The following is a 23,662-nucleotide window of genomic DNA, read 5'->3' on the forward strand; positions in this document are numbered from 1 at the left end:
ATGAGCGCACAAGGAATCGCGCGCGGGGTCGTGCTCGCCGCCGCAGCAGCGGGCATGGTGTGGACGGCTCACGCGGCTCCGGTTCGCACGAGCACGGGCGAGCGCCTCGCGACGACGACGAGTGCCGTCGAAGCGACCTCGCTCGTCTGCCCCGGGGGCGCCGGATCGAACGGCTCGACCGAGGTCAACGCGACCTCGTCGCCTGAGTCCCTCACGCCGTTCGCGCGAGAGGGCGGCGGAGCGAGTGCACGCCTCGAGTCGTCTCCCGACCCGAAGGCGATGTCGCTCGAGCGAGGCGGCGCGACCGTCACCGAGATGAAGGGTGGGCCCCTCGTCGTCGAGGCAACCGGCGGCATGGCTCCTGGTTTTGCCGCAGCGCAGATCAGCGGCGGCGACGGGAAGTCGCCACTCGTCGCACGCACCTGTGCAGCTTCCCTCAACGAGGCGTGGATTCCGGTGGGGCAGAAGGGCTCGTCACGCCTGTCGACCCTCGTGCTCGTCAACAGCGGTTCGCACGGTGCCACGGTCGACATCGACGTCAGTTCACGCGACGGCGACGTGGCCGGTGCCGCCATCGCCGACAAGGCTGTCCCCGCGCACTCGCGCGTCGAGGTCAACCTGCCGACCGAGGCCAAGAACCACGACGGTGTCGTCGTGCACGTGCGTAGCGAGAGCGGTGCCGTACAGGCCAGCGTGCGGGACAGCGCGAGCTCGGGTTCGGCCAAGGGTGAGGAACTGACGGCCCAGTACGCCGTGCCCGGTACGACTCAGATCGTCCCTGCGGCGCCCGTGACGGACGGCAAGACCAGCGTTCGTCTGGCGGCACCGGCCGGTCGCGGCGCCGTCGTCAAGCTGTCGGCTCTGTCGACCCAGGGCGAAGCGTCGAAGGACCGTGTCGTCTCCGTGCCGCGCGGCCGGACCCTCGACGTGTCGCTGGACGGTTTGAAGGGGTCGACCGTCGCGGTGCGAGCCACGAGTGAGGCTGAGATCGTCGCCGCAGCCACCGCTCCTGCGGCCTCGGGCTCCTCGGCGGACTTCGCGTGGGCCCAAGCCGCGCCGGACATCGGACCGGCGGCCGGCACGTCTCTACGTGGCGCGGGGACCGGGGGAGATCTCGTGCTCACAGCCAACGCTCCGCAGGTGCGGGCGACCGTCGTCGTGACGACGAAGGACGGCAAGAGCACAACCCAGCACGTCGACGTGCGCGACAACGCGGCTCGACGTATCTCCGTCCCGAAGGACGCGAGCGTGTGGGTGACCGCGCCGACGAAGCAGGGCAAATCCCACCTTCACGCGGGAATCGTGCTCCGCACCGGCTCCAAGTCCTCGGATCGCATCACGACGCTCACCCTCACGGCTGCGCCGTGGATGCGCGAGCAAACCGCACTCGTCGCCCGCTGATCCGCTCATCCCACCCGGACGATCGCGGGTCGGACACCCGGGGGCTCGTGCGTCAGCGAGCTGCGAGCCACTGAGCGTAGGTACGTCCACCGCGCTGGACCTCTTCGCCCGGCAGATTCGTGCCACGGGCGAAGGAGCGCAGAACACCTCCGAGCGTTGGCACACGCACGGACCGAACGGGTCGGCGGCTCTCGAGGTGAGCTGTCAGTGTGGAGAGTTCACCGAGCGAGAAGGTCTCCGGTCCGGCCAACTCGAGCGGCGTCGCAAGACTCGTGCGAATGAGGGCGACGTCCACGAGCTTGCGCGCCACCCATTCGGGGTCCACCGGGCTGACCCGGACGCGGGATTCGGCTCCCGTGAGCCGTGCCGCGGCGCCGCTCACCACCTCGTGGGCGAGGGTGTGGAACTGGGTCGCTCGCACGATCGACGCGCGCCCCGACCAGGACTCGGCGAGGTTCTCGGTGTCTGCCTTCGTGCGGTAGTAGGCCAGCGGGTTGTTCCAGCACCCCACGATCGAGGGCAGGACGAGGTGGGCGCCGGGTGCCCAGGCGTCGAGAGAACGCAGGAGGTTGCGTGTTCCGTCGCGGTCGACTCGGGCATTCGACGGGTCCGTGGCGCAGTGGATGACCGCCCCCACGCCCGGAAGTGCCTCGTCGAGGCCCGCCCCTGTCAGGATGTCGCCGACCACGCTGGTCACGTCGGTGATCGGGGTGCGGTGGACGAGCGCTCGCACCGGGATGGCCGATGCGCGTAGTTCCTCCACCACGGCGCGGCCGAGAACACCCGAAGCACCCGTCACGAGAACCGGCGTGCGTCCGACGCCGAGCACGTCGGGAGGCAGGATCGGGGCAGCGGTGGGGGTCGTCGTCACAGGTCGTCCTCGTCGTCCAGGGGGCGGCCCAGCAGGCCCGCGAGTTGGGTGCGCACGACGTGTTCGATGAGGGCCTCACGCTCGACCCGGTCGTGTGCGCGTGTCTGAATGGGAAGGCGGTAGAGGACCATCCGCGCCCGATGGCGACCGTCGGCGGGGAAGGCGCGCCCGAGGGGCACCGAGTCCTCCCACGAGCTCGGGTCGGACGGCGGAACCTCTTCGACGCCGATCTCGATGTCGGTGACGCTGACCGACCAGCGCGATTCGCACACCTCGACAGCACGCAGGACGGCGTCGTCGAACGCGGCCGAACGCGATCTCATGGACGGAGTCGCGGGCCAGGCCAGAGGCCCCCGGTAGCGGCGCTCGTGTCGGTCGCGACGGGGCGCGCCCGGGGCGGAGGAAGCGTCGAGGCCGGACTGTCGGCCTGGGCGCGCTGCTTTGTTCCTCACCGCGTCAGCGTATCGAAGGGCACCTGATCGCGGGCGGGGCCCGACTGGGCGTGTCCCGGTCGCGGCAGACGGGGGCAGCCACCCCACTGGCGTAACCTTGTGCAACGTGACGTTGACCAGACAGTGCTCGCGATCCGCCTGCTCGAAGCCCGCCGTGGCGACGCTCACGTATGTCTATGCGGATTCGACGGTCGTGCTCGGCCCCCTGGCCACCTACGCAGAGCCGCACACGTACGACCTGTGCGCCGATCACGCTCAGCGTCTCACCGCGCCGCGAGGTTGGGACATCGTGCGCCTGGCCGTCGACATGACGCCGCCGGAGCCCACACCGGACGACCTCGTGGCGCTCGCCGAGGCCGTGCGCCGCGCCGCGGCTCGCCCACCGGCCGAGCCCGAACCGGAGCCGGTGCGCAAGCCCGCCCGTGCCGCCCGGGCCGAGGACCCTGCCTTCCTCTCGACGGCCTCACGCCGTCGTCACCTGCGCGCGCTGCCCGATGCCACGGACGACGACGTGTCCACGGAAGCGGGCGACGCCGGCCGGTAGGATCGTCGGCGTGAACGCCCCCGTACTCAACGACTTCATCAAGGCCTACGACGTTCGCGGCCTCGTGCCCGAGCAGCTCTCGCCGGCCGTCGCGCGCGAACTCGGCGCCGCCTTCGCGCAAATCGTGGCCCGCCCCGAAAAAGCCGAGGGCGTCGTCGTCGGCCGCGACATGCGCCCGAGCTCGCCGGAGCTGTCTCGAGCCTTCGCCGAGGGCGCCGCCTCGTACGGCATCGACGTCACTCTCATCGGCCTGTGCTCGACCGACGGCCTGTACTACGCCTCCGGTGCTCTCGGCATCCCCGGCGCGATGTTCACCGCGAGCCACAACCCCGCGCAGTACAACGGCATCAAGCTGTGCCGCGCCGGCGCGCGCCCCGTCTCGCTTGAGACCGGCCTCGCCGAGATGCGTGACCTCGCCCAGTGGGCACTCGCTCGTGGCACGGCGGTTCCCTTCGACGGCGAACCCGGCACGATCGACGAGCGCGACATGCTCGGCGACTACGCCGCCTTCCTGCGTTCCCTCGTCGACCTGTCCGGCGGACGCCCGCTCAAGGTCGTCGTCGACGCCGGAAACGGCATGGGCGGCCACACCGTGCCCGCGGTCCTCGGCACGGATGCGGGGCTCGACGAGCTTCCGCTCGAGATCGTCCCGCTCTACTTCGAACTCGACGGCACGTTCCCCAATCACGAGGCCAACCCGCTCGAGCCCGCCAACCTCGTCGACCTGCAGAAGGCCGTCGTCGAGCACGGCGCCGACATCGGTCTGGCTTTCGACGGTGACGCCGACCGATGCTTCGTCATCGACGAGAACGGTGACGCGGTGACGCCGTCGGCCGTCACGGCGCTTGTTGCCCAGCGTGAGATCGCGAAGGAGGTCGCCAAGGGCACCCGCGCTTCGGACGTCTCGGTCGTCGCGAACCTCATCAGCTCGCGCGCCGTCACCGAGGTCATCACCGAGAACGGGGCGAAGCCGGTGCGCACGCGCGTCGGCCACTCCTTCATCAAGGCGCAGATGGCCGAGCACGACGCCGTCTTCGGCGGGGAGCACAGCGCGCACTACTACTTCCGCGACTTCTGGTTCGCCGACACGGGCATGCTCGCGGCGATGCACGTGCTCGCCGCGCTCGGTGAGCAGGAGGGGACGCTCTCGCAGCTCGTCGCCGAGTACGCCCGCTACGAGGCCTCCGGCGAGATCAACTCGACCGTGAGTGACGCCATCGCCGCCACTGGCCGCGTTCGCGAGTGGGTGGCCTCCCAGGGCGAGTACACCGAGGACGGCGTGGACGGCGTCACCTTCGTCCACGAAGGCGGTGACGGCGATCCGATGTGGTGGCTCAACCTGCGCGCCTCGAACACAGAACCTCTGCTGCGCCTCAACGTCGAGGCAGCCGACCGTGCAACGATGGAGCGCGTGCGCGATGCCGCGCTCGCCGCCGTCCGAGAAGGAGAAGCCCAGTGAACCGAGGCGTCACGATCGAACCGTGGCTGCGTGAGATCCTGCGCTGCCCGGTCACGCACAGTGAGCTCGTCGACGGGGTCGACGACGGCGGCGAGCCCGTGCTCGTCGCCACCGAAGCCGATGCCGAGCGCGGTGGCCGGTTGCAGTACCCGATCCGCGACGGCATCCCCGTGTTCCTCGTCGACGAGGCCACGGTTCTGCCCACCGAGGCTTGACCGGCCCACCTGGTACCTACGGCGAGACCGCTTCCCGAATCGGGAAGCGGTCTCGCCGCGTGCTGTGCGTGGTGTCGGGCGCGTGGCTCAGAGGCGGACGTCGTCCTCGGCGAGCCAGCGCTGCACGGTCGACTCCTCGGGTGCCGGAGCCTCGATGACGTGCGGAACGAAGCGCGCACCGCCGTCCGTGATCGGGCCGTCGGTCTCGCGGATGCCCATGCCGGCCGCGTGACCGTCGACCACCCAGGCTCCGATGACGGGCCGGTTGCCGTCGAAGTCGGGCAGCGGCCACCACTGCTGGTAGCAGAACGACTCGTCGTGTTCCTGGCCGCCGTGCGTCCAGTCGCGACCCTCCGCGTGGACGCGGATCGAGGCGCCCTCACGGCCGAAGAACGGCTTCGCGACGTACTCGCGCAGGTCGCGCGGGGAGTCGAGGTAGGCCGGAAGCAGGTTGGGGTGGCCCGGGTAGAGGTGCCACAGCGCCGCGAGCAGCGCCTTCGTCGAGAGGGCCGAACGCCACAGAGGCTCGATCCAGCGCACGCCGGAACTTTCGATGTGGGCGCCGAAGGGCTCGACGAGCAGGTCCTCCCACGGGTACAGCGCGTAACAGACGTCGATCGGGAGCGACTGGCCGTCGACGAAGCGGCGCGAGTCGACGTCCAGGCCGACGTCGGACAGATCGAACAGGCTCGTCGTCGCGCCGGCCTGATCGGCGGTGTCCGCGAGGTAGGCGAGCGTGGAAGCCTCTTCGACGAGGTGGAGAAGCCCCGCGAAGTGAATGTCGTCCTGCCCGGCGGCCACGCGCTTTTTCCACGCACCGACGAGCCGCTCGTGGATCGAGTTCCACTGGTCGAGTTCGGGGAAGTTCGCCTCGTGCCAGGACCACTGGGAAACGGCCGACTCGACGAGCATCGTCGGGGTGTCGCCGTTGATCTCGAGCATCTTGGGGGTGCCGTCGCCGGCGAGGCACAGGTCGAAACGGGCGTGTGAGCCCGGATCACCCTCCTCGAGACTCGCCAGGAGCCGCCGGGTCGAGCCCTCGGGCAGGCACAAACGCCGGTCGTCGTACGTCGTGAGCATCCACGTCGCGGCGCTCAGGCACATGCCCCACAGTTCGTCCGTGGCCGCCTCGAGCCGGTCGATCTCGGCGGGGGAGAAGGAGTAGTAGGCGCTGTCCGTCCAGTACGGCACGTCGTGGCCGTCGACGGTCTCGGACGCCCAGAGCATGCCCTCGGAATCGAGGATGTCGCGGAAGTTCGGGCGCGGCTCGCAGGCCAGGCGCCTCATCCGCCTCCGCCGCCGCCCTTGCCGAAGCCGCCACGCACGACGCTGCCCTTCGACGAGCCCTCGGCGCCCTTGATCTGAGTGCCCTCGCGGACGGAGGACTTCGTCACCTTGCCGCCCTGGGCGTCGAACCCACCGGCGGCGTAGGTGGCGTTCTTCGGAATCGACGTGGCGTAGCTGTCGAGCTTTCCGCCCACCGGGGCGACGCGCTGGCCCGAGCGGTAGAAGACCCATGCGGCGCCGGCGTGATGTCCGGAGCGACACTCGCTGTCCGGCAGCCGTTCACCCGTGGCCTTGTCGCGGCACACCCCGGCGTAGTCGGCGCCCTTGGACGACGAACATCCGGTGAGGAAACCGGCGGCGAGAACGGTGGTCGTGCCGAGGGCGAGCCCACCCTTGCGCCTGGTCGTAGGCATCCGAATCCTCTCCTTCGAGTAGGACGTCAATGTATCGCGCGATCTAGGCTGTGACGCGCGGATCCCCTCGGGCGTTCCGTCCCCCCGAGCGACAGAAGGTGTGACATGCCCTACCTCGACGAGAGTTGGCTGGACGACGCCCGTCACCTCGAACGCTGCGACTCGCGCGACTCCCTGCGGGCGCTGGCCACAGCCGGCGCCCAGGTGCGCGAAGCGATGACGCTGGCCCGTGAGGCGGGCGTGGAGCGCACGGCCGACGGTGAGCGGCCCCGCGCCGTCCTCGTGGGCGCGCTCGGTGGCAGCGCCGTCGTCGCCGACGTCCTCGAGACGTTCGCCCAGCCGGGGGCGCCCGTTCCCGTCATCACCCGACGCGACGTGCCGCTGCCGGGATGGGTCGGCCCCCTCGACCTCGTCGTCGCGGTGAGCCTTTCCGGGCGGGCCGCCGGGCCGCTCGCGCTCGCCTCGGAAGCCGCACGCCGTGGAGCGTCCCTGCTCACCGTCGGGGCAGCGGACTCACCCCTGGCGGATGTGTGTGCGCGGGCCCGCGGTACGCACATCCCGGTCGGGCGCGGGCGCACGTCGAGCCGGACGGCGATGTGGTCGCTGCTCACCCCGGTACTCATGGCGGCGGGGCACCTCGGCCTCGTCGACGTCACGAACAGCCACCTCGAGCAGGCGATCACCCACCTCGACCGTGAGGCTGAGGTGTGCCGCCCCAGCTCCGAGCACTTCGTCAACCCCGCGAAGCTCGCGGCGCTGCAGCTCGCCGGTACCGTGCCCATGGCGCTCGCGGACGGACCCGTCGCCGCTGTTGCGGCCCGCCGCGCCGCGTCGATGTTCGCCCGCACCGCTCGGGTGCCGATGACCTGGGGTGAGCTGCCGGATGCGGCCGCGTCTGTCGTTGCGACGCTCGACGGCCCCTTCACGGCCGGTGGCGGTAGTGGCGCGGCCTCGGCCCCTGACGACATTTTCGCCGACCCCTTCCTCGACGCGCCCCGACAGCCCGGGCTCGGGCTGCTCAGCCTCCACAGCGACCCCGAAGGTGCCGTTTCGGACTTGGCCGGCGTTGCTGCGGGCGTTCAGGACAGCGCGTTCGCGGCCGGCGCCACCGTCGTCGAGGTGCACCCCGGCGATGGCCCGCCCATCGCGCGACTAGCCGAACTCGTCCAGAGGGTCGACTTCACCGCCACCTACCTCGCGCTCGGCCAAGGTCTCGACCCGAATGTGTCGCGGCACGTGACACAGCTGCGCGACCATCTCGGCGACCGTCGGGCATGACGCCCGCGGTCGGCACGGGGCGGCGGGCGTGTCGTCTGCGTGAGGACGGGAACGTCTTCGCTGGTTAGGCTTGGGCGCATGACGAACTTCTCCCGGGCCGAGGTCGCGGCCATGGTCGACCACACCCTGCTCAAGCCCGAAGCGACGGCTGACGACGTCGCGGCGCTGGCCCGCGAGGCCGAGGAGTTGGGCGCCTACTCGATCTGTGTGTCGCCGAACATGCTGCCCGTCGAGACGAGCGTCAAGGTTGCCACCGTCTGCGGCTTCCCGAGCGGCAAGCACACGAGCACGGTCAAGGCCGCCGAGGCCGCCGAGTCGGTCGAGCGCGGCGCTGACGAGGTCGACATGGTCATCGACGTGGGCGCGGCCAAGATGGGCGACTTCGAGGCGGTCAAGCTCGACATCCGCACGGTGCGCGACGCCATCCCGAACGCCGTTCTCAAGGTCATCATCGAGTCCGCTGCCCTCACCGACGACGAGATCCGCGGCGTCTGCGAGTCGGCCGTCGACGCGGGCGCCGACTTCGTCAAGACCTCCACGGGCTTCCACCCGAGCGGTGGCGCCAACGCCCACGCCGTGCGCCTCATGCGTGAGTGCGTCGGCCCGAACCTGGGCGTCAAGGCCAGCGGCGGCATCCGTGACGCCGCTGCGGCCCGCGAGATGATCGAGGCCGGCGCGTCGCGACTCGGGCTGTCCGGCACGCGCGCCGTGCTCGACGGTCTCGAAGGCGGCTCCGGCGACGCGTCGGCGGCCTGCGCCGAGGGCGCGGCGGGCTACTGATTTCGTATCTGAACGCAACGAAGGGCACCGGTTGAGTCGGTGTCCTTCGTCGTCGGTACGTCGTTGTCCCGGGGTGGACGTGGGGCGGACGCGGGCCGTGCTCAGGCCTCGGTCGGCCGGCGACGCGGCACCCGCCACTCGACGGCCGTGCCGCCGCGCGGCCTCACCCGCACCGTGCACGAGCCGCCCCACCGCTCGGCGCGCGCGACGAGGTGGTCGAGCCCCGAGCGGCGCTCGACGTGCTCGGGCAGCCCGACGCCGTCGTCCGTCACCTTGAGGCGCACGTCCTCGCCGACGTCGAGCGCCACCCGTACCGCCGACGCTCCGGCGTGCCGGGCGGCGTTGCTCAGTGCCTCGCGCACCACGGCGAGAATGTCCATGACGAGGGCGTCGTCGAGCGTCCAGTAGTCGCCGCCCACGGCGACCGACGGCATGAACCCGAGCGCGTCGCTGCCCTGCTGAGCCAGCTGGTCGATGCTGCGGGCCAGCGCGAGCGCGACGCCTCCCTGCTTGAGGTCGAAGATCGCGCGACGCACGTCCGTCACCGTCTCGTCGAGGTCGGTGACCACGGCGTCGAGCTTCTCGGAGGCCACGGTGTCGCCGACGAGCGGCATGACGCTCTGCACCCGCATGCCGGCGGCGAAGAGGCGTTGGATGACGTGGTCGTGCAGATCCTGGGCGATCCTGTCGCGATCCTCGAGGATGGCCACGCGCTCGGACTCCGCGTGCTGGTGGGCGAGGAGCGTCGCGACGGACAGGCGGTCGGAGAGCATCTGGCCGACCGCCTCGAGCGGTTCCGGCGCGATCGAGAGAAGCGCCCGGTCCCACGCGATGAGCAGCAGACTGGGGGAGGCCTCCTCGGCCGTCACCGGCACGAGCAGCGCCGAGCGCTTGGCGTCGTCGACGAGCGCGGCTGCCTTGGCGCCGGAGAGGAAACGGGCATCCGGGCGCAGCGCCAAGTCGTCGGCCAGGTCTTGGCCGAGGCGCTCCGTCATGCGATGCACGGGAACGTACTCGACGTGGTCGGCGGTGAGGATGGAATCGAAGCGCTCGACGACAGCCGGCCACGCCTGCTTGGGCGGCAGCTTCGCAAGCAGGGCGACGGCCTCGGCCGCGGCCCTCTGCCAGCGTTCACGGGCCTCTGCCTCGGCGAGCGTGCGAGCGTGCGCGATCGCGAAGGCGGCCGCCGCGGCGAGGGCCTCGAGCACTCGCTCGTCGCGGTTGCTGAACTGATTCGCCGAGCGCTTGTTCGTCAGGTAGATGTTGCCGTAGACCTGCCCACGGATGACGACGGGGCAGCCGAGAAAGGAACTCATCGGCGGGTGGTTGGGCGGAAACCCGACGCTCTCGGGGTGACGGCTGATGTCGGCCACCCGAAGGGTGTGCGGCTCGTGGATGATCGTGCCGAGGACGCCCTTGCCGTGCGGCCCGTCGCCGATCAGCGCGGCCGTTTCGGCGTCGATGCCGTGGAGGACGAGGTCCTCGAAACCGCCGTCGGCGTCGAGGATGCCGAGCGCGCCGTACTCGGCGTTGGTGAGGTCGACGGCCGTTTCGACGAAACGGTGGAGCAACGGTCGCAGCGCGAGGTCCTTGCTCAGGTCGATGACGGCGGTGAGCAGCGCGTCGTCGGGGGAGGGGCTGCGATCGTCGTCGCGCGGGCTGCGGGGCGAGGCGGGCTGCGATGCAGTGACCATGCACGCGAGTCTAGGGGCGCCAGGTGTGACGAGCGGCTCCCCGCAGACTTCGCCGCACACGTCCCCTCCGGGGGGACGGGCGTCCACAATGGGGGCATGGCTGTTCGTGTCTATCTGCTCGACGATCACGAGATCGTGCGCCGAGGGCTCGCCGAGCTCCTTTCCACCTCCGGGCGTTGTGAGGTCGTCGGTGAGAGTGGGAGCGCCGCCGAGGCGATCCGTCGTATCCCCGCTGCGCGCCCGGACGTCGCGATCCTCGACGGCCGTCTGCCCGACGGCACGGGCATGGAGGTGTGCCGCGCGGTACGCAGCGTGGACGAGAACATCCGCTGCCTCATCCTCACGTCCTACGACGACGACGAGGCCCTCCTCGCGGCGATCCTCGCGGGTGCGAGCGGCTATGTCCTCAAGCAGGTGCGCGGCGCCGACCTCGTCGAGACGATCGAACGCGTCGCCGCAGGTGAGTCGCTGCTCAAGGGGGAGGACGCCGACCGCATTCGCGCGCGCCTGACCGGCGAGGACGTCATGCTGCGCCCCGAGCTGGCCGCGCTCACCGACCAGGAGAAGCGTGTGCTCGACCTCATCACGCAGGGCTTCACGAACCGTCAGATCGCCGGGCGCCTGCACCTGGCGGAGAAGACGGTGAAGAACTACATCACGAGCCTCCTGTCCAAGTTGGGGCTCGAATCGCGCACCCAGGCCGCGGTGCTCATGGAGCGCCTGCGCCACCCGCACGACTGACCTGCGCGCGAGCCGGTGTGACGCCGGTCTCGCCAGTTACGACGCGGATTTTCGCGTGCTGCGGCCGATTGGCGTCGGGGTCTAAGGTGGACCTCATGGCCCACTACGACCTCGTCATCATCGGTACCGGTTCCGGTAACCCCCTCGTCACGCCGGACTTCGCGGAGAAGAAGGTTGCCATCATCGAGAAGGGCGTCTTCGGGGGTACGTGCCTCAACGTCGGGTGCATCCCGACGAAGATGTTCGTCCAGGCCGCCGAGGTGGCCCGCAGCGCACGCGAGTCCTCGCGCCTCGGTGTCGACGCGTCCGTGCAGCACGTGCGCTGGAGCGACATCCGTGAGCGCGTGTTCGGGCGCATCGACCCGATCGCGCTCGGCGGACGCGAGTACCGTGAGCGCGGCTCCGAGGACGGCAACACCACCGTCTATTCAGGCCACGCACGCTTCACGGGCGACCACAGCCTGCGCGTCGACGGCTACGACGAGGAGGTCACCGGCGACCAGATCGTCATCGCCACAGGTGCCCGCCCGGTCATCCCCGCGGTCATCACCGATTCGGGCGTGCCGTACGAGACGAGCGACACCGTCATGCGGATCGCCGACCTGCCCTCGTCGTTGGTCATCGTCGGTGGCGGTTTCATCGCGCTCGAGTTCGCCCACGTCTTCAGCTCACTCGGCGTCGACGTGACGATGGTGCTGCGCGGCGAGCGCGTTCTGCGTCACGCGGACGACGACGTGAGCCAGACCCTGACGAACGCCGTCGAGAACCAGTGGACGCTCGTGCGCAACGCCGAGCTGACGTCGGCCGGCCACGGAGCCGACGGCGTCGAACTCGCGCTCTCGGACGGCCGCACCGTGAACGGCGATCTGCTGCTCGTCGCCACCGGCCGCCGACCGAACACCGACGACCTCGGCCTGGAGAACACCGGCGTCGAGGTGCGCCCCGACGGTCGCGTCGTCGTCGACGAGTACGGCCGCACCGGCGTGGACGGCGTGTGGTCGCTCGGTGACGCGAGCTCGCCGTTCCAGCTCAAGCACGTCGCCAACGCCGAGGAACGCTGCGTCGCGCACAACCTCGTCCACCCGAACGACCTCCGTCCGTTCCCGCACGACGTGGTGCCGAGCGCGGTCTTCACCCACCCGCAGGTCGCCACGGTCGGCATGAGTGAGGCGCAGGCGCGCGCCGCAGGCCACGACGTCACCGTCAAGGTGCAGGCCTACGGCGCGACGGCCTACGGCTGGGCGCTCGAGGACACCTCGAGCATCTGCAAGGTCATCGCCGACAAGGAGACGCGCAAGCTGCTCGGTGTCCACTTCGTCGGCCCCGACGCCTCGACGCTCATCCAGCCGGCGATCCAGGCGATGTCGTTCGGTCTGGCTGCCGACGAGATGGCGCGCGGCCAGTACTGGATTCACCCGGCCCTCACCGAGGTGCTGGAGAACGCCCTCCTGGGCTTGGAGTTCCCGCCCCACGACGCCTGATCCCGCTCACCGTCACGACGAGCGCTGCGAGGACGCCCGCGCAGCACAGAGCGGTTGTGGCCCACCACAGATCCGGCAACCAGATCATGCGTTGCCGACGATCGTGCCCGAGCGCGCGGGGTGCGTACCAGGCGGCGCTCGTCAGCAGCGCGGAGGCGACGGAGAACCCCCAAGTGCAGGCGCGGGTATGACGACGTATGCGCCCGCCGAGCCGCGTCAGTCGAGCCCACGTGGCTGCACCGAACACGAGAAGGACCGCCAGCGCGCTCAGTGCCCACGGCGACCACCAGAGCAACGGGTCGTCACCGCCCGGGAACTGTTGTCGTAGCGTTCCGCTGCGTCGAGCCCCTCGCGGGCGCTCAGGCCACTGCGATGCGTCAGGAGATCGCGGACGGCGGTCTCGTCGTTCGGTATCCAGGTGAAGTGCCGCGCTACCGGTGCGTCGAGCTACACGTCGCTGGCGTGGACGAACTGCAGCACCGCCAGAGCTGTTAAGGACTTGGAGACGGACCCCACAGGCAGCGCCGAATCAGCGGTGAGAGGCCTGCCGGTGCCGTCGGTCCCCGCGAGGTACTCGGTCTCGATCGTGTCCCGAGAAAGGACACGCATGGCAAGGCCGGGCCATCCGAGGCGTTCGCGGGTTTCGCGGGCCAACTTCTGCGGGTCAGTGTCTGCGGGGGCAGCCGGCAGAGCAGACGCGGCACCGGGCCGGAGCAAGCCCACGGTGAGTGCGAGGAGGAGGAAGGGGAGTGCCGGCAATCGCCATTTAAATATGCGCATATTGTTATTGTGCACGGGTCGCTACGCTGAGTCCATGCCGAGAACCGCCGACCACGACGCTCGTCGCACGCAGATCATCGATGCGGTGCGTGGCCTCGTCGCCAGTGACGGGCCCGAGGCCGCGACGATGAGCCGCATCGCGGCGAGTGCGGGTGTCTCGGTGGGCTTGGTGCAGCACTACTACGCCTCCAAGGACGTCCTGCTCGCCGACGCCTACGACCGAACCCTGCAGGTACAGCAAAGGCGGATCGAGACGCTCGTGGCGAGCGAGGAACAGGCGCGGGGGCGGATCGAACACATGGTGCTCGGCGCCCTGACACAGTTCCTTCCGCTCGACCACGATCGCCGAGACGAGACGATCCTCTTCGACCACTTCAGTTCCGTGGCGCTTCGACAGCCGAGCCTGCGCGAGGCGTGGCAACGCACGGACGACGTCCTGCTCGCACGGCTGCGTGAGGCCGTCGTCAACGCCGAGGAGTGCGGGGAGGCGCGCGAGGGCGTCGACCCGGACGACGAAGCGCGGCGCCTACTCGCGGTGACCCGAGGTCTCGCTCGAACGCTCCTTCTGCGTGACGACGCCGACGAGGTCGCCCGGGCGCGTCGAGTTCTGGCCCAGGAATGCGCTTCGACCTTCCCGAACCCTTGTCGGCAATACGGGAGCTGACGTTAGTGGGTGGCTTGTGGAAGCGGACCGTAGGCTGCACGTATGAGTGACTCCTCGGGCGGCAACAAGGCGATCTTCGCGGCCCTGGCGGCCAACCTCGGCATCGCCGTGACGAAGTTCATCGCCTGGATGCTCACCGGCATGAGTTCGATGCTGGCCGAGGCCATCCACTCGGTGGCCGACTCGGGCAACCAGATCCTGCTGCTCGTCGGCGGCAAGCGGGCCCGCAAGGATGCCGACGAGTTCCACCCCTTCGGTTACGCGCGGGAGCGCTACGTCGCGGGCTTCGTCGTCAGCATCGTCATCTTCAGCGTCGGCGGCATGTTCTCGCTCTACGAGGCGTACGAGAAGTACCACGAGATGTCTCTGCCGGACGCGCCGCACCCGGGCACCCACGAGAAGTGGTGGTGGGTTCCCATCGTCGTGCTCGTCGCCTCGATCCTCATGGAGGGTCGCTCGCTCATGACAGCGGTGAGCGAGGCCAAGAAGGAGAAGGGCGATCAGTCCTGGGGCTCGTTCCTGCGCAATGCCAAGAGCCCCGAACTCCCGGTGCTCTTGTGCGAGGACTCGGCTGCCGTGGCCGGTTTGACGGTCGCGCTCTTCGGCGTCAGCCTGGCGGTGTTCACCGAGAACGGCATCTGGGACGCCGTGGGCGCCGGGCTCATCGGTCTGCTCCTCATCGCCGTCGCGGCGTTCCTCTTTCGCGAGACGCGTTCCCTGCTCCTCGGTGAGGCAGCCCGCCCGGAGACGGTGCGCGAGATCCGTAGTGCCATCGAATCCGCCGACGGAATCGAGCGTGTCATTCACCTCAAGACCTCCCACCTCGGCCCGAACGAGCTTATGGTGGCGGCCAAGATCGCCATCGACCCGCAGGCGCGCGGTGCGGAGATCGTGCGCTCCATCGACGCGGCGCAGCAGGCCGCCCGGCGCGTCGATCCCGACCTGCAGATGCTCGTCTACCTCGAGCCCGACGTCGATACCGGCGGGGACGCGAGCGGCGGCATCGGGCACGTCACGTCAGCCCAGCGCGAGAACGCTCCGGGGGAGTGGCACGTCGGCCCTTCGCGACCCGACGACCGATAGGTCTGCTCAGCGCATTCGCAGGGACGCATCGAAGTTCTCTAAGGTTGGCTCCATGAATCGAGAGCACGTTCGCCCGGTCCGCGTCGAGACCCGAGGCGGTCACTGATGGCCGGCGGACTCTTCGCGCTGCTCGACGACGTCGCAGCGCTCGCCCGCCTCGCGGCGGCCTCCACCGACGACGTGGCCGCTGCCGCCGGCCGCGCCAGTGCCAAGGCAGCGGGCGTCGTCATCGATGACACCGCCGTCACGCCGCGCTATGTGCAGGGCCTCGCGGCCGAGCGAGAGCTGCCGATCATCAAGCGCATCGCGATCGGCTCGCTACGCAACAAGCTGCTCTTCATCCTCCCGATCGCGCTGGTGCTCTCGGAGTTCCTCCCGATCGCAGTGACGATCCTGCTCATGCTCGGCGGTACGTACCTGTGTTTCGAGGGCGCGGAGAAGATCATCCACGCCCTCAAGCACCGCCGCGAGCACGGGCACGAGAGTGCCGTGGAGCGCGAGGACGAGGACGTTGCCACCGAGAAGATCGACGAGGACGAGGTCGTGAGCGGGGCCGTGCGCACCGACTTCATCCTCTCCGGCGAGATCATGGTCATCGCCCTGAAGTCGGTCACCGATCAGCCGCTCGTCTCGCGCGCGATCATTCTGGCCGTGGTTGCCGTCCTCATCACGGTGCTCGTCTACGGCTTCGTGGCACTCATCGTGAAGATGGACGACGTCGGCCTCAGCCTCATCGAGGGCGGCAAGAGCGAGAAGTTCGGCCGTTTCCTCGTCAACCTCATGCCCAAGGTCATGGCGTTCCTGTCCACCGTCGGCGTCGTCGCGATGCTCTGGGTCGGTGGCCACATCCTTCTCGTCGGCACCGACGAACTCGGCTTCCACCCGCTGTACTCGGCCGTCCATCACGTCGAAGAAGCGGTGCACGAGGCCACTGGCGCACTCGGCGGCGTGCTCGGATGGCTCACGAACACCGTCGCGAGCGGCATCTTCGGGCTCATCGTCGGCACGATCGTCGCGCTGATCGTGACGCCGATCCTCGCCGCTCGTGCCAAGTCGAAGGGCGAGGCGCCCGCGCACTGAGCTGCCGCACCTCACCTCTCGAACGGCCGTCGCGCGTCCCGTGCGGCGGCCGTTCGACGTGGCCGTGTCGGAGGTGGCCGGTAGACTCACGGCCAGTCGGCGCGGGCGATAACCCATGCACGAGAGCAGCCCAGAGGGGCACGCCGGAATCTCGAGTCACCGAATGCGAAGGAAACAGACCACCATGCCGTTCGACTACAAGATCCGCGACATCTCACTCGCCGAATCCGGCCGTCACCAGCTGCGCCTGGCCGAGCACGAGATGCCCGGTCTCATGTCATTGCGTGCTGAGTACGGCGAGAGCAAGCCGCTCGCCGGTGCGAAGATCGCCGGGTCGCTGCACATGACGGTGCAGACGGCCGTCCTCATCGAAACCCTCACCGCCCTCGGCGCCGAGGTGCGCTGGGCGTCGTGCAACATCTACTCCACCCAGGACGAGGCTGCCGCGGCCGTCGTCGTCGGCCCGAACGGCACCGTCGACGACCCGCAGGGTGTGCCCGTGTTCGCCTGGAAGGGCGAGACGCTCGAGGAGTACTGGGACTGCACGAACGAGATCCTCACGTGGCCCGGCAACGAGGGCCCGAACATGATTCTCGACGACGGCGGCGACGCCACGATGCTCGTGCACAAGGGCACGGAGTGGGAGAAGGCCGGCCAGGTGCCGCCCACCACCGAGGACGACTCCGAGGAGTTCAGCGTCTTCAAGGCCCTCGTGCGCAAGACCCTCGCCGAAGACCCCACGAAGTGGACGAAGATCGGTGAGCAGATCCAGGGCGTCACCGAGGAGACCACCACAGGCGTCCACCGCCTCTACGAACTCTCGCGCGCCGACGAACTGCTCTTCCCGGCCATCAACGTCAACGACTCCGTGACGAAGAGCAAGTTCGACAACAAGTACGGCACCCGCCACTCCGTGCTCGACGGCCTCAACCGTGCCACCGACGTCCTCGTCGGCGGCAAGGTGGCCGTCGTCGCCGGCTACGGAGACGTGGGCAAGGGCGTCGCCGCGGCGCTCGCCGGCCAGGGCGCCCGCGTCGTCGTCACCGAGATCGACCCCATCTGCGCGCTCCAGGCCGCGATGGAAGGCTTCCAGGTCACCACCATGGACAAGGCCTGCGAATACGGCGACATCTTCGTCACGACGACCGGCAACTTCGACATCATCACCGCCGACCACATGTCGCGCATGAAGAACAAGGCGATCGTCTCCAACATCGGCCACTTCGACAACGAGATCGACATGGCCGGCCTCGCCAAGATCCCCGGCATCGCCAAGGTCGAGATCAAGCCCCAGGTGCACGAGTGGACGTTCCCCGCCGACGGTGACCAAGAAGCCCGCTCCATCATCGTCCTGTCCGAAGGCCGCCTCATGAACCTCGGCAACGCCACCGGCCACCCGAGCTTCGTCATGTCCAACTCGTTCGCCAACCAGACGATCGCCCAGATCGAACTGTTCACCAACGGTGATGCCTACCGCGCCAACGGCAAGCCCCTCGTCAAGACGCTCCCCAAGCACCTCGACGAAAAGGTCGCCCGCGCCCACCTCGACGCCCTCGGCGTCGAACTCACCGAACTGCGCAAGGACCAGGCCGAATACATCGGCGTGGACGTGGCCGGCCCGTACAAGCCCGAGCACTACCGGTACTGACCACTTCGATCGTGCGGGCGCCCGGCGAGCAAGCTCGCTCGGCGCCCGCACGATCTTCGGGTCAGGTGTTGTTTGGCGCGTCTTCCGGCCAGGCCCTAGCGGGCCTGTCTCGGTGCGACACGCATCATGGCGCGTCTTCCGGCGGGACGAGTTCGCAAGCTCACTCGTCCCGCTCGGTGCGACACGCGGCCGTCCACTTCTCGAGGTGGGCGGCTTTCGTGTGGCTGTCACCTTTCGTGGTCTCGAGGTGCCCACGGTTCCTTGTGGCACCTTCGGTCCTGACGGATGGCGCTTCAGGTGCCGTTGGGGCGTCGTGGCTGGTTTTGTCTTGACGGACAGCGCTTGGGTGCCGAATTGGCGATTCGACGCGTTGTGTCCCGACTGGCCCGGGTCGGCCGAGCGTCCCCACTGGACTCCGGAGGGTGGGCGCGCCGTGCTCGCGTGCAGCCGCCCACCGTTACCTGTGTGTGACAATGAGCCGGGCGACGCCCGGGCACACCGCCCGAGCATCTTGAAAGGGGCAGACAGTGACCAACCGTGTGCTGATTGTTGACGACGACCCGGCACTCGCCGAGATGCTCGGCATCGTCCTGCGCGGCGAAGGCTACGACGTCTCCCACGTCGCCGACGGCTCCGCAGCGCTCGGGTCCTTCCGCGACTTCAAGCCCGACCTCGTCCTGCTCGACGTCATGCTGCCCGGCATGAACGGAGTCGAGGTCTGCCGCAAGATCCGCGCCGAATCCGTCGTGCCCATCATCATGCTGACGGCGCGTACCGACACCCTCGACGTCGTGGGCGGCCTCGAAGCGGGCGCCGACGACTACGTCAGCAAGCCCTTCAAGCCCGCCGAACTCGTCGCCCGAGTCCGCGCCCGCCTGCGCCGTGGAGACAACGAGCCCGAGATCGTCGCCATCGGTGACCTCGTCATCGACCTCGCCGCCCACTCCGTCACCCGCGACGGCGAAGCCATCTCCCTCACGCCGCTCGAGTTCGACCTCCTTCTCGCCCTCGCCCGCAAGCCCTGGCAGGTCTTCAGTCGCGAGGTGCTCCTCGAGCAGGTCTGGGGCTACCGCCACGCGGCCGACACGCGCCTCGTCAACGTTCACGTCCAGCGCCTGCGCTCCAAGGTCGAGAAGGACCCCGAGAACCCCGAGATCGTCCTGACCGTCCGCGGAGTCGGATACAAGGCCGGTGCCGCCCAGCATTCCTGAGCGCCGCGGACCCGCCCGACGCGCGCTCTCCGCCGTCGTCGCCGGCGCCCGACGCTTCGCCGCGTTCCTCGGTCGCACGTGGCGGCGGTCGCTGCACTTCCGCGTCATCAGCCTCACGATGCTCATGGGGCTGACGGTGGTGCTCGCCGTCGGTGCCCTCATGTACCAAGGCATTGCCGACGGTCTCGTGCGGAGCAAGACCAGCTCCGCCCAGCAGGTCGCGCTGCGCGAGACGGCCGACGTCCAGAACGCCTTCGACGCCACGGACAAGACCGACCTCACCACCTTGTACAACCTGTCGCGCGACTCCGTGCGACGCATCTCCAGCCCCCTCGACGACACCTCGCGACTCGTCGTCCTCATGCGGGCCGGTGACAACGCACGCCCCGGTATCCCGCGCGTCAGCACCGCCGGTGCCGGCGAGATCACGCCCCCCGCCGACGTGCGAGGCGCGCTCGCCCGCGACCCTGCGCACCAGCAGACGAAGATCATCACCCTCCACCACGCCGACGGCGGTGACGTGCCCGCAGTCATGGTCGGCTCCCGCGTCAACATCCCGAACGCGGGCGCGTACGACCTCTACCTCGTCTTCCCGATGGACAAGGAAGCCCAGTCGCTCGGCATCGTGCGCAACTCGTTCGCCGCCGGCGGCTTGGGCCTCGTGCTCCTCATCGGTGCCTGTGCCTATCTCGCGACGAGGCTCGTCGTCACGCCCGTTCGGTCTGCGGCCCACGTCTCCGAACGCCTCGCCGCCGGCAATCTCGACGAGCGCATGCGCGTGCGCGGCGAGGACGACATCGCCCGTCTCGCGACGAGCTTCAACGCCATGGCCTCCAGCCTGCAGCGTCAGATCGGCCAGCTCGAAGACCTGTCGCACCTGCAACAGCGCTTCACCTCCGACGTGTCGCACGAACTGCGTACACCGCTGACGACGATCCGCATGGCCGCCGACATGATCCACGACTCCCGCGGTGACTTCGCCGCGCACGTGGCCCGCTCCTCGGAGCTCCTGTCGAAGGAACTGGACCGGTTCGAAGCGCTGCTGGCCGACCTGCTCGAGATAAGCCGCTTCGACGCCGGTGGCGCCGTCCTCAGCCGCACTCCCGTGTCGTTCACCGCCCTCGCCGCCGATGTCATCGACATGCACGAGCAACTGGCGCAGAAGCTGGGCGTCAAACTGGTGCTCGACGCGCCCACCGACGTCGAGGTGCCCATCGATCGCCGCCGTGTCGAGCGCATCCTGCGCAATCTCGTGTCGAACGCCATAGAGCACGGGCAGAACGCGCCTGTCGTCGTCATCGTCCGCTCGAACGTGACGGCGGTCTCCGTCAGCGTCCGCGACTACGGCATCGGTCTCAAGGAGGGCGAGGCGGACAAGGTCTTCGACCGATTCTGGCGGGCCGACCCGGCTCGCGCGCGCACGACCGGGGGCACCGGCCTGGGCCTTTCCATCTCCCTCGAGGACGCACGCCTGCACGACGGTTTCCTCGAAGCCTGGGGTGCGCCGGGGGAGGGCTCCTGTTTCCGCCTCACCCTGCCGCGCCACCCCGGCATCCCCATCGCCTCGAGCCCCGGGCCGTTGCAGCCTTCCAGCGTCACCGCGCCCAAGCAGATCGCCAGCGGCACGATGCGCACCTCCGACGGCGGTGCGCGCCTCGTCTCGGGTTACCCGAGCACGATCGGCACCAAGAAGGCCACGAATGCGTTGCCCCCGACCCTCGAGGGCGAAGCCGTCGCCCGGCCGAGGAGGGACGAATGAGCCGCCTCAGCCGTCCAGCGCGTCTGTCCGCGCTCACCCTCGCCGCAGTCATCACTCTCAGCGGGTGCATTGGCCTGCCCTCGACGACGGGGGTGCGCGCCGGTCAGGCCGTCGACGCCGGAGCCGTCGACGAGCCGCTCGCCGTGGAGCCGCTCACGGCGTCCTCCTTCGACGATCCGCGCTCCATCGCCACGGGGTTCGTGCGGGCACAGATGTCGTCGCAGGACAACCACGCAGCGGCTCGCACCTTCCTGACGGCCGAAGCCTCCACCGCGTGGAAGCCGGGTTCCGCCGTGACCGTTTTCAGCGGAGAGAGCGACATCGTCGCCACCCGACCGGAGACGGGCAAGGTTCGGCTGCGGATTCCCGTCGTCGCGACGATCTCTCCGGACGGACACCTCGAGCGCTCCGATCAGTACGAGCGGACCCTCGAGTTCTCCGTCCGCGAGACCTCCGCAGGATGGCGCCTCACCGACCTGCCGCCGAACCTCGGCGTGTGGATGAGCGACTCGGATGTCACCCGTCTCTTCACGAAGGCGAACGTCTACTATCCGGCCCGCCACGGACGGGTCCTCATCGCCGACCCCCGCGTCCTGCCACGTCAGGGCCTTGCGACGGCGCTCGCCCGAGCGTCCTTGTCCGCGCCGCCCGCATGGCTCGAACCGGCCGTCGAACAGAGCGCTCCCGACGGCACACGTCTCGCCGTGGACGCCGTGCCCGTTCGCGAGGGCACCGCCCAGGTCGACCTGTCCAAGCAGGCCAGCGGCGCTGACAACGCCCAGCGCACGGCGTTGTGGGCCGCCATGACCGCCACCCTTCTTCAGGCACCCGAGGTGGGCACGCTGAACCTCACGGTGGGCGCCACCCGCTTGGAGGCCGAGAACCTTCCCAGCACGGTCGACGAGGTCTCGGACGTGGGGTATCGCCTCCCGACCGGGGGCGTCGACACCGTCATCTCCCGCAGCGGCACCTACCTCGCTTGGACGCAGGCGTCGGCGAACGACGCCGTCTCGGGCACGACGAAAGCAGCGGCGCGCGGGCGACCGTCGCTTCCCGCCGTCGAGGCGAACTGGACGTTCCTGGCAGCGGGCCAAGGAGGACGTCAGATCGCTGCAGTCTCGAAGGACCGCACCTCGATCAGACGATGGGTCAACGGCAGCGCCGTCACGCTCGACTCGCTCGGTACCGATCTGGTACGCCCCGCGTTCGATGCCAGCGGCTGGCTGTGGACCGCCGGGCACGCGTTCTCCAACGCGGAGTCGGGAAGGTCCGACTCGAAGGTGCGCGACGCGTCGGTGTGGGCCGTCGACACGTCCGCGAGTGAGGCCGGCGCGGCCCCGGTGCGGCTGCAGGTGCCGTGGCTCGGCGAAGGCGAGGTTGAGTCGCTGAGCATGTCCCCCGAGGGCCAACGTCTCGCCATGATCGTCAAGGACCCGAAGGGGCGCCGCGCCGTTCTGGCAGCGGTGGAACGTGACGCGAAGGGCCGCCCCGTCCGCCTGGGTCCGGCCCATGTCGCGGCCCGGGGTGTGAAGAACCCGACGAGCATCGTGTGGGCAGACGCGACGAGCCTCGCGGTTCTCGGCACGATCGACGGGACGAAGCGACCGGCGCTGCAGACGATCGACGACGTCGTCGAGCCGCTCGCCGTCGTGCGTCACGGCGACGGGCTCGCGAGCACGCTGCGTGGCTCCGACGGGCTGTTCGTCCGGACGTCGAACCAGACAGTTTTCACACGGCTGGGCTCGTCGTGGAGCAGCTTTCTCTCGCGTGGGGACGTCATCGTCCCCAACCCGTGACGGGAGATACGTCCCACCACGCCGTGGGACCGGCTCTTCCACAACCCGTCGCTGTTCTCGGCTGCGCGTGGGGTCCTCGAGGCGCGACCGTGAGGCATGCGCCCCAGCCCGTTCGTGCACAACGATTCCCGATCTCCGCTTCGTCGAGCGCTCGCGGAGCTGCTCGATCTCGCGTGGCCGGTCACCTGCGCCGGCTGCGAACGCTGGTCCACGCCGTGGTGTGAGGCATGCGCTCGGGCAACGCGGCTCGAACTCCTGCGAGTCCGTCCCAGCCTCGCGCCACACTTCGTCGTCCATGCGGCCACGCCGTTCGAAGGTGCGGTGCGTCGTGGGGTGACCGTGTTCAAGGACGAGGGCCGCAGTGACCTCGCGCCCGTCCTCGGCGTCCTGCTGCGCGCCGCTGTCGCGGCGGCACTCGCGGAGTACGTCGACGGTGAGCGGCCGATCCCGAGGAGGTGGTTGCTCACCCCCGTCCCGTCGTCGCCCGCCGCGACGCGCGTACGCGGCCGCTTCCCTCTCGGGGAGGTGGTGCGTGCATCGCTGCACAGCGATCGAGCAGGTGCCGAGCAGCGGACGCTCGTCGAAGCTTCTCTGCTGCGCGCTTCGCGACGCACGGTCGACCAGTCCCACCTCACCCGAGCCCAGCGCAGCGCCAACGTTGCCGGAGCCTTCGCTTTGGCCGGCGCCCGCGAGGGCCATGCGCCGGAGGAGTGCGGCGTCGTCCTCGTCGATGACGTCGTCACCAGTGGCGCCACTCTCGCCTCGGCTCACGGTGTCCTCGTGCGCGGTGGGTACGACCCTGTCCTCCTCGCAGCGGTCGCCGCGACGCCCGACGCGGGTGTCCGGGGCGACGCGTGAGACGTCCGTGGTCCTGGGCACGTCACGCGCTGTTCATCGGATCGTCACGAAACCCTGGTGTGGGTCCCCTCACAGGTCTAGCGTGGAGTCACGATCCACTCCTGGCAGGAGGTGATGCACTCAGTTCCCTGGGCGGCGCCGTGAATGTGCCCGGCCCCGCCGACTCA

At 69.5% G+C, this 23,662-nt stretch carries 22 protein-coding genes; 16 read left to right on the top strand and 6 right to left on the bottom strand.

The window, feature by feature from the left end:
- A complete protein-coding gene (locus IM689_RS04120) occupies window positions 1-1,401 on the top strand; it encodes a DUF5719 family protein (protein WP_193643021.1) in 1,401 nt (466 codons plus the stop codon).
- 52 nt (window positions 1,402-1,453) lie between these two features.
- Here the strand turns inward: IM689_RS04120 and IM689_RS04125 are convergent, their stop codons facing one another.
- Both IM689_RS04125 and IM689_RS04130 read right to left on the bottom strand, forming a co-directional pair.
- A complete protein-coding gene (locus tag IM689_RS04125; RefSeq protein ID WP_193643022.1) occupies window positions 1,454-2,272 on the bottom strand; it encodes an SDR family oxidoreductase in 819 nt (272 codons plus the stop codon).
- Window positions 2,269-2,595, bottom strand: a complete 327-nt coding sequence (locus tag IM689_RS04130; RefSeq protein WP_193643023.1) for a metallopeptidase family protein — start codon at window positions 2,593-2,595, stop codon at window positions 2,269-2,271. The genes IM689_RS04125 and IM689_RS04130 overlap by 4 nt, the downstream gene beginning before the upstream one ends.
- A gap of 235 nt (window positions 2,596-2,830) precedes the next feature.
- On the opposite strand from IM689_RS04130, the gene IM689_RS04135 reads away from it, so the two are divergent.
- The 3 genes from IM689_RS04135 to IM689_RS04145 are packed head-to-tail and all read left to right on the top strand — an operon-like array spanning window position 2,831 to window position 4,942.
- Window positions 2,831-3,268, top strand: a complete 438-nt coding sequence (locus IM689_RS04135; RefSeq protein WP_193643024.1) for a DUF3499 domain-containing protein — start codon at window positions 2,831-2,833, stop codon at window positions 3,266-3,268.
- 10 nt (window positions 3,269-3,278) lie between these two features.
- A complete protein-coding gene (locus tag IM689_RS04140) occupies window positions 3,279-4,727 on the top strand; it encodes a phosphomannomutase/phosphoglucomutase (protein WP_319803799.1) in 1,449 nt (482 codons plus the stop codon).
- Window positions 4,724-4,942, top strand: coding sequence for a Trm112 family protein (locus IM689_RS04145; RefSeq protein WP_047311899.1), 219 nt, complete (start codon window positions 4,724-4,726; stop codon window positions 4,940-4,942). Before IM689_RS04140 ends, IM689_RS04145 begins: the two co-directional genes overlap by 4 nt.
- Window positions 4,943-5,029: 87 nt before the next feature.
- Here the strand turns inward: IM689_RS04145 and IM689_RS04150 are convergent, their stop codons facing one another.
- Both IM689_RS04150 and IM689_RS04155 read right to left on the bottom strand, forming a co-directional pair.
- The gene (locus tag IM689_RS04150; RefSeq protein ID WP_193643026.1) at window positions 5,030-6,229 is read right to left on the bottom strand and encodes a glutathionylspermidine synthase family protein; all 1,200 of its coding nucleotides are present in this window, start codon (window positions 6,227-6,229) and stop codon (window positions 5,030-5,032) included.
- Entirely contained in the window at window positions 6,226-6,642 is a 417-nt protein-coding gene (locus tag IM689_RS04155; RefSeq protein WP_193643027.1) for a hypothetical protein, read from the bottom strand. The genes IM689_RS04150 and IM689_RS04155 overlap by 4 nt, the downstream gene beginning before the upstream one ends.
- Window positions 6,643-6,747: 105 nt before the next feature.
- On the opposite strand from IM689_RS04155, the gene IM689_RS04160 reads away from it, so the two are divergent.
- The gene (locus IM689_RS04160) at window positions 6,748-7,920 is read left to right on the top strand and encodes an SIS domain-containing protein (protein ID WP_193643028.1); all 1,173 of its coding nucleotides are present in this window, start codon (window positions 6,748-6,750) and stop codon (window positions 7,918-7,920) included.
- 78 nt (window positions 7,921-7,998) lie between these two features.
- Complete coding sequence (gene deoC / locus IM689_RS04165; protein WP_193643029.1) at window positions 7,999-8,700, top strand: deoxyribose-phosphate aldolase; 702 nt, start codon at window positions 7,999-8,001, stop codon at window positions 8,698-8,700.
- 101 nt (window positions 8,701-8,801) lie between these two features.
- Here deoC and IM689_RS04170 read toward each other — a convergent pair whose 3' ends face one another.
- Complete coding sequence (locus tag IM689_RS04170; RefSeq protein ID WP_193643030.1) at window positions 8,802-10,394, bottom strand: GAF domain-containing sensor histidine kinase; 1,593 nt, start codon at window positions 10,392-10,394, stop codon at window positions 8,802-8,804.
- Window positions 10,395-10,490: 96 nt separating this feature from the next.
- On the opposite strand from IM689_RS04170, the gene IM689_RS04175 reads away from it, so the two are divergent.
- Both IM689_RS04175 and mtr read left to right on the top strand, forming a co-directional pair.
- Window positions 10,491-11,135, top strand: a complete 645-nt coding sequence (locus IM689_RS04175; RefSeq protein WP_047311904.1) for a response regulator — start codon at window positions 10,491-10,493, stop codon at window positions 11,133-11,135.
- A 95-nt stretch (window positions 11,136-11,230) separates the two neighbouring features.
- Window positions 11,231-12,616: a mycothione reductase gene (gene mtr, locus IM689_RS04180; RefSeq protein WP_193643031.1), complete on the top strand. Its 1,386-nt coding sequence runs from the start codon at window positions 11,231-11,233 to the stop codon at window positions 12,614-12,616.
- A 447-nt stretch (window positions 12,617-13,063) separates the two neighbouring features.
- Here the strand turns inward: mtr and IM689_RS04185 are convergent, their stop codons facing one another.
- Window positions 13,064-13,411, bottom strand: a complete 348-nt coding sequence (locus tag IM689_RS04185; RefSeq protein ID WP_193643032.1) for a serine hydrolase — start codon at window positions 13,409-13,411, stop codon at window positions 13,064-13,066.
- 19 nt (window positions 13,412-13,430) lie between these two features.
- Here IM689_RS04185 and IM689_RS04190 point away from each other — a divergent pair, with 19 nt between their 5' ends.
- The 8 genes from IM689_RS04190 (at window position 13,431) to IM689_RS04225 (ending at window position 23,495) form a co-directional block, all read left to right on the top strand.
- On the top strand, window positions 13,431-14,060 hold the full coding sequence (locus tag IM689_RS04190; protein WP_193643033.1) for a TetR/AcrR family transcriptional regulator: 630 nt from the start codon (window positions 13,431-13,433) through the stop codon (window positions 14,058-14,060).
- Window positions 14,061-14,102: 42 nt separating this feature from the next.
- Window positions 14,103-15,143, top strand: a complete 1,041-nt coding sequence (locus IM689_RS04195; RefSeq protein ID WP_193643034.1) for a cation diffusion facilitator family transporter — start codon at window positions 14,103-14,105, stop codon at window positions 15,141-15,143.
- Window positions 15,144-15,248: 105 nt separating this feature from the next.
- Window positions 15,249-16,223 carry a DUF808 domain-containing protein gene (locus IM689_RS04200; RefSeq protein WP_193643035.1) on the top strand — a complete coding sequence of 325 codons (975 nt, stop codon included), beginning with the start codon at window positions 15,249-15,251 and terminating at the stop codon, window positions 16,221-16,223.
- A 184-nt stretch (window positions 16,224-16,407) separates the two neighbouring features.
- Window positions 16,408-17,871 carry an adenosylhomocysteinase gene (gene ahcY, locus IM689_RS04205; protein ID WP_193643036.1) on the top strand — a complete coding sequence of 488 codons (1,464 nt, stop codon included), beginning with the start codon at window positions 16,408-16,410 and terminating at the stop codon, window positions 17,869-17,871.
- A 527-nt stretch (window positions 17,872-18,398) separates the two neighbouring features.
- The gene (gene mtrA, locus IM689_RS04210; protein WP_193643037.1) at window positions 18,399-19,082 is read left to right on the top strand and encodes an MtrAB system response regulator MtrA; all 684 of its coding nucleotides are present in this window, start codon (window positions 18,399-18,401) and stop codon (window positions 19,080-19,082) included.
- A complete protein-coding gene (mtrB, locus tag IM689_RS04215; RefSeq protein ID WP_319803800.1) occupies window positions 19,063-20,841 on the top strand; it encodes an MtrAB system histidine kinase MtrB in 1,779 nt (592 codons plus the stop codon). The genes mtrA and mtrB overlap by 20 nt, the downstream gene beginning before the upstream one ends.
- Window positions 20,838-22,637: an LpqB family beta-propeller domain-containing protein gene (locus IM689_RS04220; protein ID WP_193643038.1), complete on the top strand. Its 1,800-nt coding sequence runs from the start codon at window positions 20,838-20,840 to the stop codon at window positions 22,635-22,637. The genes mtrB and IM689_RS04220 overlap by 4 nt, the downstream gene beginning before the upstream one ends.
- A 96-nt stretch (window positions 22,638-22,733) precedes the next feature.
- Window positions 22,734-23,495 carry a ComF family protein gene (locus IM689_RS04225; protein WP_193643039.1) on the top strand — a complete coding sequence of 254 codons (762 nt, stop codon included), beginning with the start codon at window positions 22,734-22,736 and terminating at the stop codon, window positions 23,493-23,495.
- The last annotated feature ends 167 nt before the right edge of the window (window positions 23,496-23,662 follow it).

Origin of the sequence: Dermacoccus barathri (assembly GCF_015070805.1) — a bacterium.
Classification (GTDB): domain Bacteria; phylum Actinomycetota; class Actinomycetes; order Actinomycetales; family Dermatophilaceae; genus Dermacoccus; species Dermacoccus abyssi.